14 protein-coding genes are annotated in these 16,265 nt (G+C 73.1%); 11 read left to right on the top strand and 3 right to left on the bottom strand.

Going from position 1 to position 16,265, the window contains the following annotated elements; translation table 11 throughout:
* Positions 1–93: 93 nt before the first annotated feature.
* Positions 94–1,326, top strand: a complete 1,233-nt coding sequence (hemW, locus tag J3486_RS37825) for a radical SAM family heme chaperone HemW (protein ID WP_207828403.1) — start codon at positions 94–96, stop codon at positions 1,324–1,326.
* Positions 1,327–1,359: 33 nt separating this feature from the next.
* On the opposite strand, the gene J3486_RS37820 is transcribed toward hemW, so the two are convergent.
* Both J3486_RS37820 and J3486_RS37815 read right to left on the bottom strand, forming a co-directional pair.
* The gene (locus J3486_RS37820) at positions 1,360–2,187 is read right to left on the bottom strand and encodes a DUF3097 domain-containing protein (RefSeq protein WP_207828401.1); all 828 of its coding nucleotides are present in this window, start codon (positions 2,185–2,187) and stop codon (positions 1,360–1,362) included.
* A gap of 34 nt (positions 2,188–2,221) precedes the next feature.
* Positions 2,222–3,022: an MBL fold metallo-hydrolase gene (locus tag J3486_RS37815; RefSeq protein WP_207828400.1), complete on the bottom strand. Its 801-nt coding sequence runs from the start codon at positions 3,020–3,022 to the stop codon at positions 2,222–2,224.
* 130 nt (positions 3,023–3,152) lie between these two features.
* Between J3486_RS37815 and hrcA the strand changes: the two genes are divergently transcribed.
* The 10 genes from hrcA (at position 3,153) to J3486_RS37765 (ending at position 14,646) form a co-directional block, all read left to right on the top strand.
* A complete protein-coding gene (hrcA, locus tag J3486_RS37810; protein WP_207828399.1) occupies positions 3,153–4,169 on the top strand; it encodes a heat-inducible transcriptional repressor HrcA in 1,017 nt (338 codons plus the stop codon).
* Complete coding sequence (gene dnaJ, locus J3486_RS37805; RefSeq protein WP_207828398.1) at positions 4,170–5,306, top strand: molecular chaperone DnaJ; 1,137 nt, start codon at positions 4,170–4,172, stop codon at positions 5,304–5,306.
* Between the two features lie 113 nt (positions 5,307–5,419).
* Positions 5,420–6,538 (top strand): nitronate monooxygenase, encoded by a 1,119-nt coding sequence (locus tag J3486_RS37800; RefSeq protein ID WP_207828397.1) that lies wholly within the window; start codon positions 5,420–5,422, stop codon positions 6,536–6,538.
* A complete protein-coding gene (locus J3486_RS37795) occupies positions 6,535–7,278 on the top strand; it encodes a 16S rRNA (uracil(1498)-N(3))-methyltransferase (RefSeq protein ID WP_207828396.1) in 744 nt (247 codons plus the stop codon). Before J3486_RS37800 ends, J3486_RS37795 begins: the two co-directional genes overlap by 4 nt.
* 367 nt (positions 7,279–7,645) lie before the next feature.
* Positions 7,646–8,044, top strand: coding sequence for a VOC family protein (locus tag J3486_RS37790; RefSeq protein ID WP_207828395.1), 399 nt, complete (start codon positions 7,646–7,648; stop codon positions 8,042–8,044).
* A 114-nt stretch (positions 8,045–8,158) separates the two neighbouring features.
* Positions 8,159–8,683 carry a hypothetical protein gene (locus J3486_RS37785; protein ID WP_307805108.1) on the top strand — a complete coding sequence of 175 codons (525 nt, stop codon included), beginning with the start codon at positions 8,159–8,161 and terminating at the stop codon, positions 8,681–8,683.
* Positions 8,684–8,748: 65 nt separating this feature from the next.
* Positions 8,749–12,045, top strand: coding sequence for a S41 family peptidase (locus J3486_RS37780; RefSeq protein ID WP_207828392.1), 3,297 nt, complete (start codon positions 8,749–8,751; stop codon positions 12,043–12,045).
* 233 nt (positions 12,046–12,278) lie between these two features.
* Entirely contained in the window at positions 12,279–12,632 is a 354-nt protein-coding gene (locus J3486_RS37775; protein WP_207828390.1) for a histidine triad nucleotide-binding protein, read from the top strand.
* A gap of 18 nt (positions 12,633–12,650) precedes the next feature.
* On the top strand, positions 12,651–13,559 hold the full coding sequence (locus tag J3486_RS37770) for a ribonuclease Z (RefSeq protein WP_207828388.1): 909 nt from the start codon (positions 12,651–12,653) through the stop codon (positions 13,557–13,559).
* Between the two features lie 46 nt (positions 13,560–13,605).
* Complete coding sequence (locus J3486_RS37765; RefSeq protein ID WP_207828387.1) at positions 13,606–14,646, top strand: adenosine deaminase; 1,041 nt, start codon at positions 13,606–13,608, stop codon at positions 14,644–14,646.
* Here J3486_RS37765 and J3486_RS37760 read toward each other — a convergent pair.
* On the bottom strand, positions 14,607–16,100 hold the full coding sequence (locus J3486_RS37760) for a sugar MFS transporter (protein ID WP_207828385.1): 1,494 nt from the start codon (positions 16,098–16,100) through the stop codon (positions 14,607–14,609). The genes J3486_RS37765 and J3486_RS37760 overlap by 40 nt on opposite strands.
* Positions 16,101–16,265: the final 165 nt, after the last annotated feature.

The following is a 16,265-nucleotide window of genomic DNA, read 5'->3' as shown; positions in this document are numbered from 1 at the left end:
GTTGGGTGGGGGGGGCGGTTACGGATTGCCTGAGGCGGGTGGGGTGGATCGGGTGGGGGTGGGGTTGGTGGGGTGGTGACGGACAATGGGGGTATGCCTTCCGCTCTTCCCGACGGTGAGCCCGTCCCCGCCGACGGTGCGCTGCCCGCCTCCGCCCTGGACGGCGCCGCGTCGCGCCCTCTCGGCTTCTACCTGCACGTCCCGTACTGCGCGACGCGCTGCGGCTACTGCGACTTCAACACGTACACCGCGACCGAGCTGCGCGGCAGCGGCGGCGTGCTCGCGTCCCGCGACAACTACGCCGAGACGCTGGTGGACGAGGTGCGGCTCGCGCGGAAGGTGCTCGGGGACGACCCCCGGCCGGTGCGGACCGTCTTCGTCGGCGGCGGTACGCCGACGCTGCTCGCCGCCTCCGATCTCGTACGGATGCTGAAGGCGGTCCGGGACGAGTTCGGGCTCGCGGACGACGCGGAGGTGACGACCGAGGCGAACCCGGAGTCCGTCGACCCGGCGTATCTGAGCGCGCTGCGCGAGGGCGGCTTCAACCGCATCTCGTTCGGTATGCAGAGCGCCCGGCAGCACGTCCTGAAGATCCTCGACCGCACGCACACCCCCGGCCGCCCCGAGGCGTGCGTCGCGGAGGCGCGGGCCGCCGGGTTCGAGCACGTCAACCTGGACCTGATCTACGGCACCCCGGGCGAGTCCGACGACGACTGGCGGGCCTCCCTGGACGCGGCGATCGGCGCCGGGCCCGACCACGTGAGCGCGTATGCGCTGATCGTCGAGGAAGGGACGCAGCTCGCCCGCCGCATCCGGCGCGGCGAGGTCCCGATGACCGACGACGACGTCCACGCGGACCGGTACCTGATCGCCGACGAGGTGCTGTCGGGGGCCGGTTTCGACTGGTACGAGGTGTCGAACTGGGCCACGTCCGAGGCCGGCCGGTGCCTGCACAACGAGCTGTACTGGCGCGGCGCCGACTGGTGGGGCGCGGGCCCCGGCGCCCACTCGCACGTGGGCGGTGTGCGCTGGTGGAACGTCAAGCACCCGGGCGCGTACGCGGCGGCCCTCGCGGGCGGCACGTCCCCCGGCGCCGGGCGCGAGCTGCTCTCCGACGAGGACCGGCGGGTCGAGCGGGTCCTCCTTGAGCTGCGGCTCAAGGAGGGCTGCCCGCTGGAGCTGCTGCGGCCCGACGGTCTGGCGGCGGCCCGGAAGGCGCTCGCGGACGGTCTCCTGGAGGCCGGACCGTTCGACGCGGGACGGGCCGTGCTGACGCTGCGGGGCCGCTTGCTGGCGGACGCGGTGGTCAGGGACCTGGTGGACTGATCACCCCGGTCGGTGAAACGGCGCGGGAGGTCGTCAGACCTCACCGCCGCCGGTGACGAAGTCGATCAGCTCCTCGACCCGGCCGAGGAGTTCGGGCTCCAGGTCCTTGTACGACCTGACCCGCGACAGAATGTGCTGCCACGCCTCGCCGGTGTTCGCCACGCGCCAGCCGAGCGCCCGGCACACCCCCGTCTTCCAGTCCTGGCCGTGCGGGACGCGGGGCCACGCCTCGATGCCGACGGACGACGGCTTCACCGCCTCCCAGATGTCGATGTACGGATGACCCACGATCAGCGCGTGCTCGCTCGTCACCGACCGGGCGATCTTCCACTCCTTGGTGCCCGGGACCAGATGGTCGACCAGGACCCCGAGGCGCGCGTCGGGGCCCGGGGCGAACTCGGCGACGATCGCCGGCAGGTCGTCGACGCCCTCCAGGAACTCCACCGCGACGCCCTCGATGCGCAGGTCGTCGCCCCAGACCCGCTCGATCAGCTCGGCGTCGTGCTTGCCCTCCACGTAGATCCGGCCGGCCCGCGCGACCCGGGCGCGGGCCCCGGGGACCGCCACCGAGCCGGACGCCGTGCGGCGGGGGCGCACCGGGCCGCCCGCCGACGGACGGACGAGCGTCACGACCTTCCCGTCGATCATGAAGCCGCGTGGCTCCATCGGGAACACCCGGTGCTTGCCGAAGCGGTCCTCAAGCGTCACCGTCGGGCCCTGCGCCGTCTTCTCGACCCGGACGACCGCCCCGCAGAAGCCCGTGCCGATCTCCTCCACGACGAGGTCGGGCTCGGCCGGCACCTCCGGTGCCGGCTTGTTGCGCTTCCAAGGGGGAGTCAGATCGGCGGAGTACTGGCGCATTCGGCCGACGATAGGAGAAGTTCGCAGGTCGCGGCTACGACACGCCGAAACGCGCCGCCAGTGTGTCCCGCTGCGCACGGACGAACGCCGCATTCACCACCGAACCGTGCCCGGGGACGTACAGCGCGTCCTCGCCGCCCAGTTCCAGCAGGCGGTCGAGCGCGGCCGGCCACCGGCCGGGGACCGCGTCCGGGCCCGTCTGCGGTTCGCCGGACTCCTCGACCAGGTCGCCGCAGAAGACGATCTCGGGAGAGCCGGACGAGCCGGACGAGCCGGACGAGCCGGACGAGCCGGACGAGCCGGGAACGAGTACGGCGAGGTCGTGGCCGGAGTGCGCCGGGCCGACGTTGGCGAGCAGCACCTGTCGCCCCGCGCCCAGGTCGAGCGTCCACTCGCCGCTGACCCGGTGGTGCGGGGTGACCAGCACGTCGGCGGCCTCCGCCGCCTCGTCCGCGGGCACGCCCTGGCGCGCGGCGTCCTCGCACAGCGCGTCGCGGCCGTACGCGAAGACGGTGTCCAGGCCCACGGCCCCGTACGTCTCGACGCCCGCGAAGACCGCGGTGCCGAGCACATGGTCGAAGTGCGGGTGGGTCAGCGCGATGTGCGTCACCCTCGCGCCCGCTCCCAGGAGTGTGCGGGTGTCGGCGCGCAGCTTCACCCCTTCACGGAGTGAGGATCCCGTGTCGATCAGCAGGGCGGCCCCTTCGCCGACGACCAGGCCGGTCGTGGCGTCCCAGCCCGGCAGCCTGATCCGTCCCACGTGGGACGCCAGGCGCTCCCATCCCGCGGACTCCCAGTCGACGCTGTCCGTGGGCTCTTCAGTGCGACCTTCCATACGTCGACGCTAGCGGCCTTGCCGGGCCCGTACCCGTCGGCCGTACACTGAGCCGGGGACGACTGGCACTCCCCGACAGCGAGTGCCAGACGGAAATGATCACTCAGGACGTAGCTGGAGGTGTGCGCCGATGCTCAGTGAACGCAGGCTCGAAGTGCTGCGCGCCATCGTCCAGGACTACGTGGGCACCGAGGAGCCGGTCGGTTCCAAGGCGCTCACCGAGCGGCACAAGCTCGGCGTCTCCCCGGCGACCGTGCGCAACGACATGGCCGCCTTGGAGGACGAGGGGTACATCGCCCAGCCGCACACCAGTGCCGGGCGCATCCCCACCGACAAGGGGTACCGCCTCTTCGTCGACAAGCTGACCAGCGTGAAGCCGATGACCGTGCCGGAGCGGCGCGCCGTCCAGAACTTCCTGGAGGGCGCGGTCGACCTGGACGACGTCGTCGGACGGACAGTGCGGCTGCTGGCGCAGCTCACGCGGCAGGTGGCGATCGTCCAGTACCCGTCCCTGACGCGGTCCTCGGTCCGCCATGTCGAGCTGCTCTCGCTCGCGCCCGCCCGTCTGATGCTCGTACTGATCACGGACACCGGGCGGGTCGAGCAGCGCATGGTCGACTGTCCTGCGCCGTTCGGTGAGACGTCCCTGGCGGATCTGCGGGCCCGGCTCAACAGCCGCGTCGCGGGCCGTCGCTTCGCCGATGTGCCGCAGCTGGTGCAGGACCTGCCGGAGGCCTTCGAGGCGGAGGACCGCGGCACGGTCTCCACGGTGCTCTCCACTCTCCTGGAGACGCTCGTCGAGGAGTCCGAGGAGCGGCTGATGATCGGCGGCACCGCCAATCTCACCCGCTTCGGACATGACTTTCCCCTCACCATCCGGCCCGTCCTCGAGGCGCTGGAGGAGCAGGTCGTGCTCCTTAAGTTGCTGGGTGAGGTGGGGGATTCGGGCATGGCCGTACGGATCGGTCATGAGAACGCACACGAGGGACTCAACTCCACGTCCGTCGTGTCGGTCGGCTACGGTTCGGGCGGCGAGGCAGTCGCCAAGCTGGGTGTCGTCGGACCGACACGCATGGATTACCCGGGAACGATGGGAGCAGTACGCGCAGTGGCACGTTACGTCGGACAGATCCTGGCGGAGTCGTAAGTGGCCACGGACTACTACGCCGTACTCGGCGTGCGCCGCGACGCTTCCCAGGACGAGATCAAGAAGGCTTTTCGGAGGCTCGCCCGCGAGCTGCACCCGGACGTGAATCCGGATCCGAAGACCCAGGAGCGGTTCAAGGAGATCAACGCCGCCTACGAGGTGCTCTCCGACCCGCAGAAGAAGCAGGTCTACGACCTCGGGGGCGACCCCCTGTCGGCCTCCGGCGGAGGTGGTGCGGGCGGCTTCGGCCAAGGCGGGTTCGGGAACTTCTCGGACATCATGGACGCGTTCTTCGGCACGGCGTCGCAGCGCGGCCCGCGCTCGCGCACCCGCCGCGGCCAGGACGCCATGATCCGGCTCGAGGTCGAGCTGGACGAGGCCGCCTTCGGGACCACCAAGGACATCCAGGTCGACACGGCGGTCGTGTGTACGACCTGCAGCGGTGAGGGTGCCGCGCCGGGGACCTCCGCGCAGACCTGTGACATGTGCCGCGGTCGCGGTGAGGTCTCCCAGGTCACGCGGTCCTTCCTCGGCCAGGTCATGACCTCGCGGCCGTGCCCGCAGTGCCAGGGCTTCGGCACCGTCGTGCCGACCCCGTGCCCCGAGTGCGCCGGTGACGGCCGCATCCGGTCGCGGCGCACGCTGACGGTGAAGATCCCGGCCGGTGTCGACAACGGCACGCGGATCCAGCTCGCGGGCGAGGGCGAGGTCGGCCCCGGCGGCGGTCCCGCCGGTGACCTGTACGTCGAGATCCACGAGCTGCCGCACCCCGTCTTCCAGCGGCGCGGCGACGACCTGCACTGCACGGTGACGATCCCGATGACCGCGGCGGCCCTCGGTACGAAGGTGCCGCTGGAGACGCTCGACGGGCTCGAGGAGATCGACATCCGGCCCGGCACGCAGTCGGGGCAGTCGGTTCCGCTGCACGGGCGCGGCGTCACCCACCTGCGGGGCGGTGGCCGAGGCGATCTGATCGTGCACGTCGAGGTGACGACGCCGCAGAAGCTCGACCCCGAGCAGGAGCGGCTGCTGCGCGAGCTGGCCAAGCTGCGCGGCGAGGAGCGGGTCAGCGGCCAGTTCCAGCCCGGGCAGCAGGGGCTGTTCTCGCGGTTGAAGGACGCGTTCAACGGGCGCTGAGCCCGTGTGGCGAAGGGGTCGGAGACGGTGGTCCCCGGCCCCTTTCGCATGCCCTCCGAGCTGCGCGGAATGCTCGATTCGGACCTTTGAACCGGACGTGGCACGATGCCCGTATGTCCTCCCCACTGACCGGTCTCTGTCACCATCCGATCGTGCAGGCCCCCATGGCGGGCGGCGGATCGAGGCCCGAGCTGGTGGCCGCCGTGGCCGAGGCGGGCGGGCTCGGGTTCCTCGCCGCCGGGTACAAGACGGCCGACGGGATGTACCAGGAGATCCAGCAGGTGCGGGGGCTCACCGGACAGCCCTTCGGCGTCAATCTCTTCCTGCCGCAGCCCGAGTACCCCGGTGCGAGCCCCGGCTCCACCGGAGCGGCTCGCGCCGCGAACCCTGTCTCGGCGGCGGTCGAGGTGTACCGCAACCAGCTTGCGGGCGAGGCCACTTGGTACCGGACGCCGCTCGGTGACCCGGACGGCGGACGCGACGACGGCTACGACGCCAAGCTCGCGATCCTCGTCGAGGACCCGGTGCCGCTGGTCTCTTTCACGTTCGGCTGCCCCACGCGGGAGGTCGTCGACGCGCTGCGCCGCGTCGGCACGCTCACCGTGGTCACCGTGACGACCGTGGCGGAGGCGCGGGCCGCGGAGGAGGCCGGCGCCGACGGCCTCTGCGTCCAGGGCATCGAGGCCGGCGGCCACCAGGGCACCCACCGCGACTGCCCGGAGGCCGACGGCGCCGGGATCGGGCTGCTCGCCCTGCTCGCCCAGGTGCGGGAGGCCGTGCGGCTGCCGGTGATCGCGACCGGCGGGATCATGCGGGGCGCGCAGATCGCCGCCGTGCTCGCCGCAGGGGCCGAACTCGCCCAGCTCGGCACCGCGTTCCTCGTCACCCCGGAGTCCGGGGCGCCCGAGGCGCACAAGCGGGCCCTGACCGATCCGCTGTTCACCCGCACCGAGCTGACCCGGGCGTTCTCGGGCCGGCTCGCGCGGGGTCTCGTCAACCGTTTTCTGCGTGAGCACGGGCCGTACGCGCCCGCCGCGTACCCGGAGGTGCACCACATGACGTCCCCGGTCCGCAAGGCCGCGGCCAAGGCCGGTGACCCGCAGGCCATGGCGCTGTGGGCGGGGCAGGGCCACCGGCTCGCCCGGGAGCTGCCCGCGGGGCAGCTCGTGGAGGTTCTGATCGCCGAACTCGACGCCGCCAAGGCCGCGTTGGTGGAACGGGGTGCCGCATGACCGCGCCGGTTTTCGTCGTCGACGCACTGCCCACCGGGCCCGAGTTCGTGCTCGACGGGCCCGAGGGGCGGCACGCCGTGTCCGTGAAGCGGCTGCGCGCCGGGGAGGCCGTGGTCCTCACGGACGGGCTCGGCGCGTGGTGCGAGGCGGTCGTCTCCGGGGCGGAGGGCAAGGACCGGCTGATCGTCGAGGCCGGCCCGGTGCGGGTCGAGGCGGAGGAGCGGCCGCGGATCACCGTCGTGCAGGCGCTGCCGAAGGGCGACCGTGGGGAACTGGCCGTCGAGACCATGACCGAGACCGGGGTCGACGCGATCGTGCCGTGGGCGGCGTCCCGGTGCATCACGCAGTGGCGGGGTGACCGGGGCGTCAAGGCGCTCGGGAAGTGGCGGGCGACGGCGCGCGAGGCGGGGAAGCAGTCGCGGCGCGTGCGGTTCCCTGAGGTGGCCGAGGCGGCGTCCACGAAGCAGGTCGCCGCGCTGCTCGGGGAGGCGGATCTGGCGGTGGTGCTGCACGAGGACCGGGATCACCCGAGTGCGGCGCTGGCCTCCGTGGAGCTGCCGAAGTCCGGGTCGATCGTGCTTGTCGTCGGGCCCGAAGGGGGGGTGTCCCCCGAGGAGTTGGCGGTGTTCGGGGAGGCCGGGGCGCGGGCGTGTCGGCTCGGGCGGAGTGTGTTGCGGACGTCTACCGCGGGGACGGCGGCGGTGGCGTTGTTGCTCGGGCGGACCGGGCGCTGGGGCTGAGCCTGTTTCTCCGGGCTGTGGCTCGGCTCGGGGCCCGGGCCGTGGGCGGGGGCCCGCGGGAGCGCCTGCCCGGCGCTGGGGTGCCGCCTTGCCCACCCTGCCGCCCATGGCGGCAGATTGCCCAAGGCTTTGGAGCTCGGCTTCGGGGCCCGGGCCGTGGGCGGGGCCTGCTGGGGCGCCTGCCCGGCGCCGGGGTGCCGCCTTGCCCACCCTGCCGCCCATGGCGGCAGATTGCCCAAGGCTTCGGGGTTCGGCTTCGGGGCTCGGGGCGTAGGGCCCAAGGCTTTGGGGCTTGGGGCTTGGGGCTTGGGGCCCGGGGTGGGTGGGGGCGGGGCTTTGGTGTATGGGGCGGCATAGGGTGCCGGGTATGGAACTTGCTCAAGTGCGGCTGTTGGTCGGTGACTTTGTCGCCTCCTATCGGTTCTACGCCGATGTGCTCGGGCTCAAGCCCCAGTGGGGAGCCCAGTACGGGCCGTACGAGAAGTTCTCGCCGCCGGGCGGCACCGCGGGGATCGCTCTGCAGGACCGGGCGATGATGGCCAAGGTCCTCGACGAGCTGGCGGAGCGGCCCGCCGGGTACCGGTCGCTCGTGGTGCTGCGGGTGGACGACCTGGACGCGTACTGCGCCGGGATCGTCGCGCGCGGCGGTGTGCTCGCGCACGGGCCCGCGCTCATGGGGGAGCGGATACGCGTGGCCCATCTGAAGGATCCGGAGGGGAATCTCGTAGAGGTGCAGGAGTGGCTGCTGCCGCGTGACCAGGGGTAGGCCGGCCGCTGGCCGCAAGTGCTCTACCGCCCGGCCGGGCGAGGTGGGATCCTGCCGCCCATGGGGGCTTTGAGGCGTATCAGTGACCGTTTGTTCCGGTTACGGGGGCGGCGCGTGGCGGTGGCCGTCGCGTGCGGTGCGGCCGCCGTGTTCGGAGCCGTCGCGTGCCAGCCGGTCGAGGGGGATCTGAACCCGTCGACCGTCTCCGCCACCACCGATCAGCAGGGCACGGCCGAGCTCAACCGGCAGCACGCCCAGGTGGCTTGGCTCAGCTGCAGCGGCGCGTACGTCAACCGCACCACGGGCAGCGGCGCGACGACGCAGGAAGTGCACGTGGACTGCCGGGGGGAGACGAAGGAGGGCAAGGCCGTCACCCTCAGCGGCGACGTGTACGGGGTCGTCTCCGGCAAGTGCGTACGGGGATCACTGACCGCGAAGGTCGACGGGAAGGTCTGGTTCCACCTCGGGGTGCTCGGCAACTGCGCCGCCCCGGACACCACGACCCCGCCCCCGCCGTCCCAGGGCGGCACTCCGACCACAACTCCCCAGCCGCAGCAGCCCGGTGAGACACAGACCGTGACCGAGACCGTCACCGTGCGGGCGCCGAGTTCGACGTGCACCACGTTCCAGGGGAAATGAGCCGCCCGCTTTCGGTGATCGGAAAACCCCTGACGCCGGGAGCGCCGCAAAATTAATGTGGCGGAGTGACGAACACTGCCGCTCCTGCCTATCTCCGGTTCCCGCACCTGCACGGCGAGTTGGTGGTCTTCACCGCCGAGGACGACGTGTGGGCCGCGCCCCTCGACGGCGGCCGCGCCTGGCGCGTCAGCGCCGACAACATGCCGGTGACCCATCCGCGTGTCTCGCCCGACGGCACCATGGTCGCCTGGACCTCGCGGCGCGACGGCGCCCCCGAGGTGCATGTCGCCCCGGTCGACGGCGGACCGTCCAAACGCCTGACGTACTGGGGGAGTTGGACCACCTCCGTGCGCGGCTGGACCCCCGACGGGCGGGTTCTCGCCGTCAGTACGTACGGCCAGGCGTCGCTGCGCCGCAGCTGGGCGCGGGCGCTGCCGCTGGACGGCGGACCCGCCGAGACCCTGCCGTACGGGCCGGTCGGCGGCGTCGCGTACGGCCCGGACTCCCAAGTGGTGCTGCTCTCCGCGCCGATGGGCCGCGAGGCCGCCTGGTGGAAGCGGTACCGGGGCGGCACCGCGGGCAAGTTGTGGATCGACCGCACCCAAGAAGCGGGCGGGGCGGCCCGCAGGCCCTCGGCCGAGGGCGGTGGCGGTGGCGAGAGGCGGGCGGGAGAGTTCGTCCGGCTGCACGCGGGGCTCGACGGGAACATCGAGTACCCGATGTGGGTGGGGGAGCGGGTCGCGTTCCTCTCCGACCACGAGGGCGTCGGCGCGCTGTACTCGTCCCTGCCCGACGAGTCCGACCTGCGCCGCCACACCCCCGTCGACGGTTTCTACGCCCGGCACGCGGCGACCGACGGCACGCGCGTCGTGTACGCAAGCGCCGGTGAACTGTGGGTCGTTGACGATCTGCTCGCCGAGGGCGCCGGGCCGCGCCGCCTGGACATCCGGCTCGGCGGGCAGCGGGCCGACCTGCAGCCGCGGCCGGTGGACGCCGCCCACTGGTTCGGCGCCGCCTCGCCCGACCACACCGGGCGCGGCAGCGCCGTCGCGGTGCGCGGCGCCGTGCACTGGGTGACGCACCGCGCGGGTCCGGCCCGCGCGCTGGCCGCGCAGCCCGGCGTACGGGCCCGGCTCCCGCACACCTTCCGTGCCGACGGGGGCGCAGGCGAGGAGCACGTGGTGTGGGTGACGGACGCCGAGGGCGACGACGCCCTGGAGTTCGCGCCCGCCACCGGCGCCGCGCCCGGGGCGAGCCCGCGCCGTCTCGGCGGCGGCCGGCTCGGCCGGGTCCTCGGGCTGACCGTCGCCCCGGACGGCGGCCGGGTCGCCGTCACCGCGCACGACGGCCGCGTCCTGCTCGTCGAGCGGGACAGCGGCGACGTACGCGAGGTGGACCGCAGCGAGGACGGGCACGCCACCGGGCTCGCGTTCTCGCCCGACTCGGCGTGGCTCGCCTGGTCCCACGCGGGGCCGCACGGGCTGCGCCAGCTCAAGCTGGCCAACGCCACGGACCTGTCGGTGAGCGAGGCGACACCGCTCAGGTTCCGGGACTACGCGCCCGCGTTCACCCTCGACGGCAAGCACCTGGCGTTCCTGTCGGCCCGCTCCTTCGACCCGGTCTACGACGAGCACGCCTTCGACCTGGCCTTCGTCGGCGGCTCGCGGCCGCACCTGATCACGCTGGCCGCCACCACCCCGTCGCCGTTCGGGCCGCAGCGCCACGGGCGGCCCTTCGACGCGCCGGACAAGGACGAGACCCCCGACAGCGAGGGCGCTCCCGCGACCCGCGTCGACCTGGAAGGGCTCGTCGACCGGATCGTGCCGTTCCCGGTGGAGGCCGCCCGCTACTCGACGCTGCGCACCGCGAAGGACGGCGTGCTGTGGCTGCGCCACCCGGTGCGCGGCGTGCTCGGCGACTCCCGGGCGAGCCTCGGCGACGCCGAACCCAAGACCCGCCTGGAGCGCTACGACCTGCTCCAGCAGCGCATCGAGGAGATCGGCTCGGACGCCGACCACTTCGAGGTCACCGGCGACGGCAAACGCGTACTGCTGTGGACCGGCGAGGTGCTCAAGGTCGTCCCCAGCGACCGGCGGCCCGCGCACGACGACGACAGCGACACCAACATCACCGTCGACCTCGCCCGGATCTCGCAGACCGTCGACCCGGCCGCCGAGTGGCGGCAGATGTACGACGAGACCGGCCGGCTGATGCGCGACAACTTCTGGCGCGCCGACATGGGCGGCGTCGACTGGGACGCGGTCCTGGAGCGGTACCGGCCGGTCCTCGCCCGGGTCGCCACCCACGACGACCTGGTGGACCTGCTGTGGGAGGTGCAGGGCGAGCTCGGCACGTCGCACGCCTACGTCGTCCCGCGCGGCGGCGGCGGGTCCGCGGCGCGCCGCCAGGGGCTGCTCGGCGCCGACATCTCCCGCCACGAGGACGGCCCGCAGGGAGCGGCGCAGTGGCGGATCGACCGGGTGCTGCCCTCGGAGACCTCCGACCCGCGCGCCCGTTCGCCGCTGGCCGCGCCCGGGGTCGCCGTGCGGGCCGGGGACGCGATCGTCGCGGTCGGCGGGCGGCCCGTCGACCCGGTCACCGGGCCGGGACCGCTGCTCGTCGGGACGGCCGACAAGCCCGTCGAGCTGACCGTGTCCCCGGCGGGCGGCGGCGACGCACGGCATGTCGTCGTGGTGCCCGTCGACAACGAGGAGCCGCTGCGCTACCACGCGTGGGTCGCCGACCGGCGGGCCTACGTCCACGAGAGCTCGGGCGGTCGGCTCGGCTATCTCCACGTGCCGGACATGCAGGCGCCGGGCTGGGCGCAGATCCACCGCGATCTCGGTGTCGAGGTGGCCCGGGAGGGGCTGATCGTCGACGTCCGGGAGAACCGGGGCGGGCACACCTCCCAGCTCGTCGTGGAGAAGCTGGCGCGGCGGGTCGTCGGATGGGACGTGCCGCGCGGCAGCCGGCCCTTCAGCTACCCGATGGACGCGCCGCGCGGGCCCGTCGTGGCCGTCGCCAACGAGTTCTCCGGGTCGGACGGGGACATCGTGAACGCGGCGATCAAGGCGCTCGGGATCGGGCCCGTCGTGGGGACGCGGACGTGGGGCGGGGTCATCGGGATCGACAGCCGGTACCGGCTGGTGGACGGGACGCTGGTGACGCAGCCCAAGTACGCGACCTGGATGGAGGGGGTCGGGTGGGGGCTCGAGAACTACGGGGTGGATCCGGACGTGGAGGTCGTGGTCGCGCCTCAGGACGCGGCGGCGGGGCGGGATCCTCAGCTCGACGAGGCGGTGCGGCTCGCGCTGGCCGCGCTGGAGTCGAACCCGGCGAAGGTGGCGCCGGAGCTGCCTTGAGGGTCGCGAAACCGGGGGCTGCGCCCCCGGCCCCCCTGGTCTCGTCGTCGGCCGACGGCCGGTGGGGTTCTCAGCGGTTCCCCGCGCCTCTGAAGCGGGGAACCGCGCGAGGCCGGACCACCGGTCCGCGGTCGCCGACGAACGACCGACCCGGCAGACGCCGATGCGATGCCCGTCAGGCGTGATCGATACCATGCCGCCAAGTCACCACCACCCCGCAAAGGAGACAGAACGTGTCCGGCGAACCGCAGGCCGACTGCCTGTTCTGCAAGATCGCCGCGGGGGACGTCCCCGCCACGGTCGTCCGGGAGACCGAGACCACCGTCGCCTTCCGGGACATCAACCCGCAGGCTCCCACGCACATCCTGGTGATCCCGCGCGTCCACCACCCCGACGCGGCCTCCCTCGCCGCCGCCGAACCCGCCGTCGCCGCCGATGTGCTGCGCGAGGCCGGCGAGGTCGCCAAGGAGGAGAAGCTGGAGAGCTACCGCCTCGTGTTCAACACGGGCAGCGGCGCCGGCCAGACCGTCTTCCACGCGCACGCCCACGTCCTCGGCGGCCGTGGCCTGCAGTGGCCCCCCGGATAGGCGAGCACCCGACTCCCCATGTCCGTACGTGAATTCGTCGTGCTCGGCACCGCGAGCCAGGTGCCGACCCGGCACCGCAACCACAACGGCTATCTGCTGCGCTGGGACGGCGAGGGCCTCCTCTTCGACCCCGGCGAGGGGACCCAGCGGCAGATGCTGCGGGCCTCGGTCGCCGCGCACGATCTGAACCGGATCTGTGTCACCCACTTCCACGGCGACCACAGCCTCGGGCTCGCCGGGGTGATCCAGCGGATCAACCTCGACCGGGTGCCGCACCCCGTCACCGCCCACTACCCGGCGTCCGGGCAGCGGTTCTTCGAACGGCTGCGGTACGCCACCGCGTACCGGGAGACCGTCGGGATCACCGAGGAGCCGGTGAGCGGGGAGGGCGGCGTGCTCGCCGAGACGCCGGACTACCGGCTCGAGGCGCGGCGGCTCTCCCATCCCGTGGAGTCGTACGGGTATCGGCTCGTCGAGCCCGACCGGCGGCGCATGCTGCCCGGACTGCTCGCCGAGCGCGGGATCGCGGGGCCCGACGTCGGGCGGCTGCAGAAGCAGGGCGAGCTGCGCGGCATCACCCTCGACGACGTGAGCGAGATGCGGCGCGGGCAGCGGGTCGCCTTCGTGATGGACACCCGGCTGTGCGAGGGCGTCAGCGCGCTCGCCGACGGCTGCGATCTGCTCGTCATCGAGTCGACGTTCCTCGACGAGGACGAGCAGCTGGCCTCCGAGCACGGGCACCTGACCGCGGGGCAGGCCGCCCGCGTGGCCCGGGACGCCGGGGTGCGCCACCTCGTGCTCACCCACTTCAGCCAGCGCTACACCGACCCGGACGCATTCGCCCGGCAGGCGCGGGCCGCCGGTTTCACGGGGGAGCTGACGGTCGCCCGCGACCTGGACCGCGTCCCCGTTCCCAAGCGCGTATGAGCAGGTGAGGGGGGTCACGGCGGGGGCGGGCCCGTACGATGCACGGATGTCCGACGCATCACGCACCCCCCTCGCCACGCACGCCCGGATCCCCAAGGCCGAGCTCCATCTGCACATCGAAGGCACCCTCGAACCCGAGCTGGCCTTCGAGCTCGCCGCCCGCAACGGCATCACCCTGCCGTACGCGGACACGGAGGAGCTGCGCACGGCGTATCTCTTCGCCGACCTCCAGTCGTTCCTCGACCTGTACTACGCGCTGATGGCCGTCCTGATCACCGAGGACGACTTCGAGGCGCTCGCCGACGCCTATCTGGCGCTCGCCGCCGAGCAGGGCGTACGGCACGCGGAGATCTTCTTCGACCCGCAGGCCCACACGGCGCGCGGTGTGGAGATCGGCACGGTCGTGGCGGGCCTGCACCGGGCTCTCGCCCGCAGCGAGGAGCGGCACGGGATCTCCACGAAGCTCATCATGTGCTTCCTGCGGGACCAGTCCGCCGAGTCGGCGATGGAGACCCTGGAGTCCGCCAAGCCGTACCTCGACAAGATCGTCGGCGTCGGGCTCGACTCCGCCGAGGTCGGCAATCCGGCGTCCAAGTTCCGCGACGTGTACGCGGCCGCGGGCGAGCTCGGCCTGCGGAAGGTCGCGCACGCCGGTGAGGAGGGCGACCCGTCGTACGTGTGGGAGGCCCTGGACGTGCTCGGTGTCGAGCGCGTCGACCACGGCCTGCGGTCCATGGAGGACCCCGAGCTCGTGGCCCGTCTGGTGCGCGACCGGATCCCGCTGACGCTGTGCCCGATGTCGAACGTGCGCCTGCGCACCATCGACGTCCTGGAGGACCACCCGCTCGTCGCGATGATGGACGCCGGGCTGCTGTGCACCGTCAACTCCGACGACCCGGCCTACTTCGGCGGCTACGCGGGCGACAACTTCCACGCCGTCGGCGAGGCCCTCGCCCTGGACCACGAACGGCTGCGGGAACTCGCCCGCAACTCGTTCGTGGCGTCCTTCCTGGACGGCAACGAGGACGACGAGCGGCGTCGCGCCCGCTACATCGCCGAGGTCGAGGCGTACGAGTTCGAGGACTGAGCCCCTGCGGAGCGCGGCCCCGCGGTGGTGCTGCGTTCTCCCGGGGGGCAACCCCCGGACCCCCGGCCGGAAAAGCTCGCCGGACGGGTCACCGGAGCGGACTGCGCGGGTTGGACCTGAGTGAACCCGGCCTGTACGGGGTCGGGTTGCGCCTCTTCCATGGCGGCGGGCACCTCGATCTCGACGACCGGCTGCTCGGGCAGACCGGACGGCGGGACCATCGCGCCCACCGGGGCGCCGCTGCGCCGCCGTGCCGCGCCCGCGAACAGCGGGCGGCCGCCGGTGTGCAGGGCCACCGCGGTCAGCGGCACCGCGAGCAGCAGGAGCAGCACGGCGAGCGTCGCGCCCATCACGGGGAAGCCGACCGACTGCGACAGGGAGCTGCCCACCAGCGGTCCGCACGCGGTGCCCAGCGAGGACGCCGAGCCGACCAGGACCGCCCAGCGGCCGCGCGGGTCGAGGGACGCGGCGAGGCCGAGCAGGTAGGAGAGCACCACCGGGTACAGGGTGTTCCAGGCGATCTCGCCGCCCGCGAAGGTGGCAAGCCCTTCGGCGCGGGCGCTGAGCGCGATGCAGCAGGCGATGGCGGCCGTGCCGGCGCCGATCGGGAGGGCGCGGCCGATCCGGGCGCCGAGCGCGCCCGCGCCGATCACGCCGAGGAGTCCGGCGCCGAGCGCGACGGCGAAGACGGAGCCGACGGCGACCTCGGACAGGCCCGCCTGTTCGGTGCCGATCCGGCTGGAGACGCCCCACAGCGAGTTCTGCGCCATCGACCAGCACACGATCACGGCCGCGAGGACCGCGCCTGAACGGGCGAAGGGCAGCGGGGACTTGGGGGCGGGGGCCGCGCAGTTGTCGGGTGTGGCCGGTCCCGCCAGGTGCCGGGTGACGGGCCACACGGACAGCGCGGTCAGGGCGAGCGCCGCGAACGGCAGGATGTGGCCCGACGGGCTGATGCGCGGGATGGTCAGATACAGGGCGCCCGCGAGCGCCGAGACCGACAGCAGGCCGAGCGTCGAGGCGCGGTGCGGGTCTTTCTGGGCGGCGATCCCGGTGGCGGCGACGGCCGTCGCGGTGCCCGAGCCGAAGCCGCCGATCATCGCACCCGCGACGACCAGCGGGACGGTGGAGGCGAGCGCCGCGGTGCCGTAGCCGACGGCCGCGAGGAGCAGCCCGGACCGGGCCGCGCGGCGCGCCCCGATCCGTTCGACGCGGGTCGCGAGGGTGAGGCCCGCGGTGGCCGAACTCAGCAGCAGCGCGCTGCCGACGAGACCGGCCTGGGTGGGGGAGAGCGCCAGGCTGTCGGCGACTCTGCCCACGACCGTGGGGAGGAGATACGCGGCGAGGTAACCGGCGGTGAAGAGGGCGACGAGCGCGGGCTTCGAGAAGGAAGTGCGGCCCGCAGGGCCACCGTTGAGGGCGGTGGCGGGAGACGGGAGGGCGCGCGAGGACACGGGCAATCCTGTAGAACGGCCCCTTGCCCGGGACATGCCGAGGCCGCTGTTTTGGGCAAGGGGGAGGTAAGGCAAGAGGTTGGGGAGCGCGACGTCTTTGCGAACGGGACCGAACCGGGGACGTTGGGCGCGGCCAATTTGTATCAAGCCGAAGGCCCCGCACAG

Origin of the sequence: Streptomyces sp. VRA16 Mangrove soil (assembly GCF_017377775.1) — a bacterium.
Lineage (GTDB): Bacteria > Actinomycetota > Actinomycetes > Streptomycetales > Streptomycetaceae > Streptomyces.
This window is presented reverse-complemented; position numbering and strand designations above follow the sequence as displayed.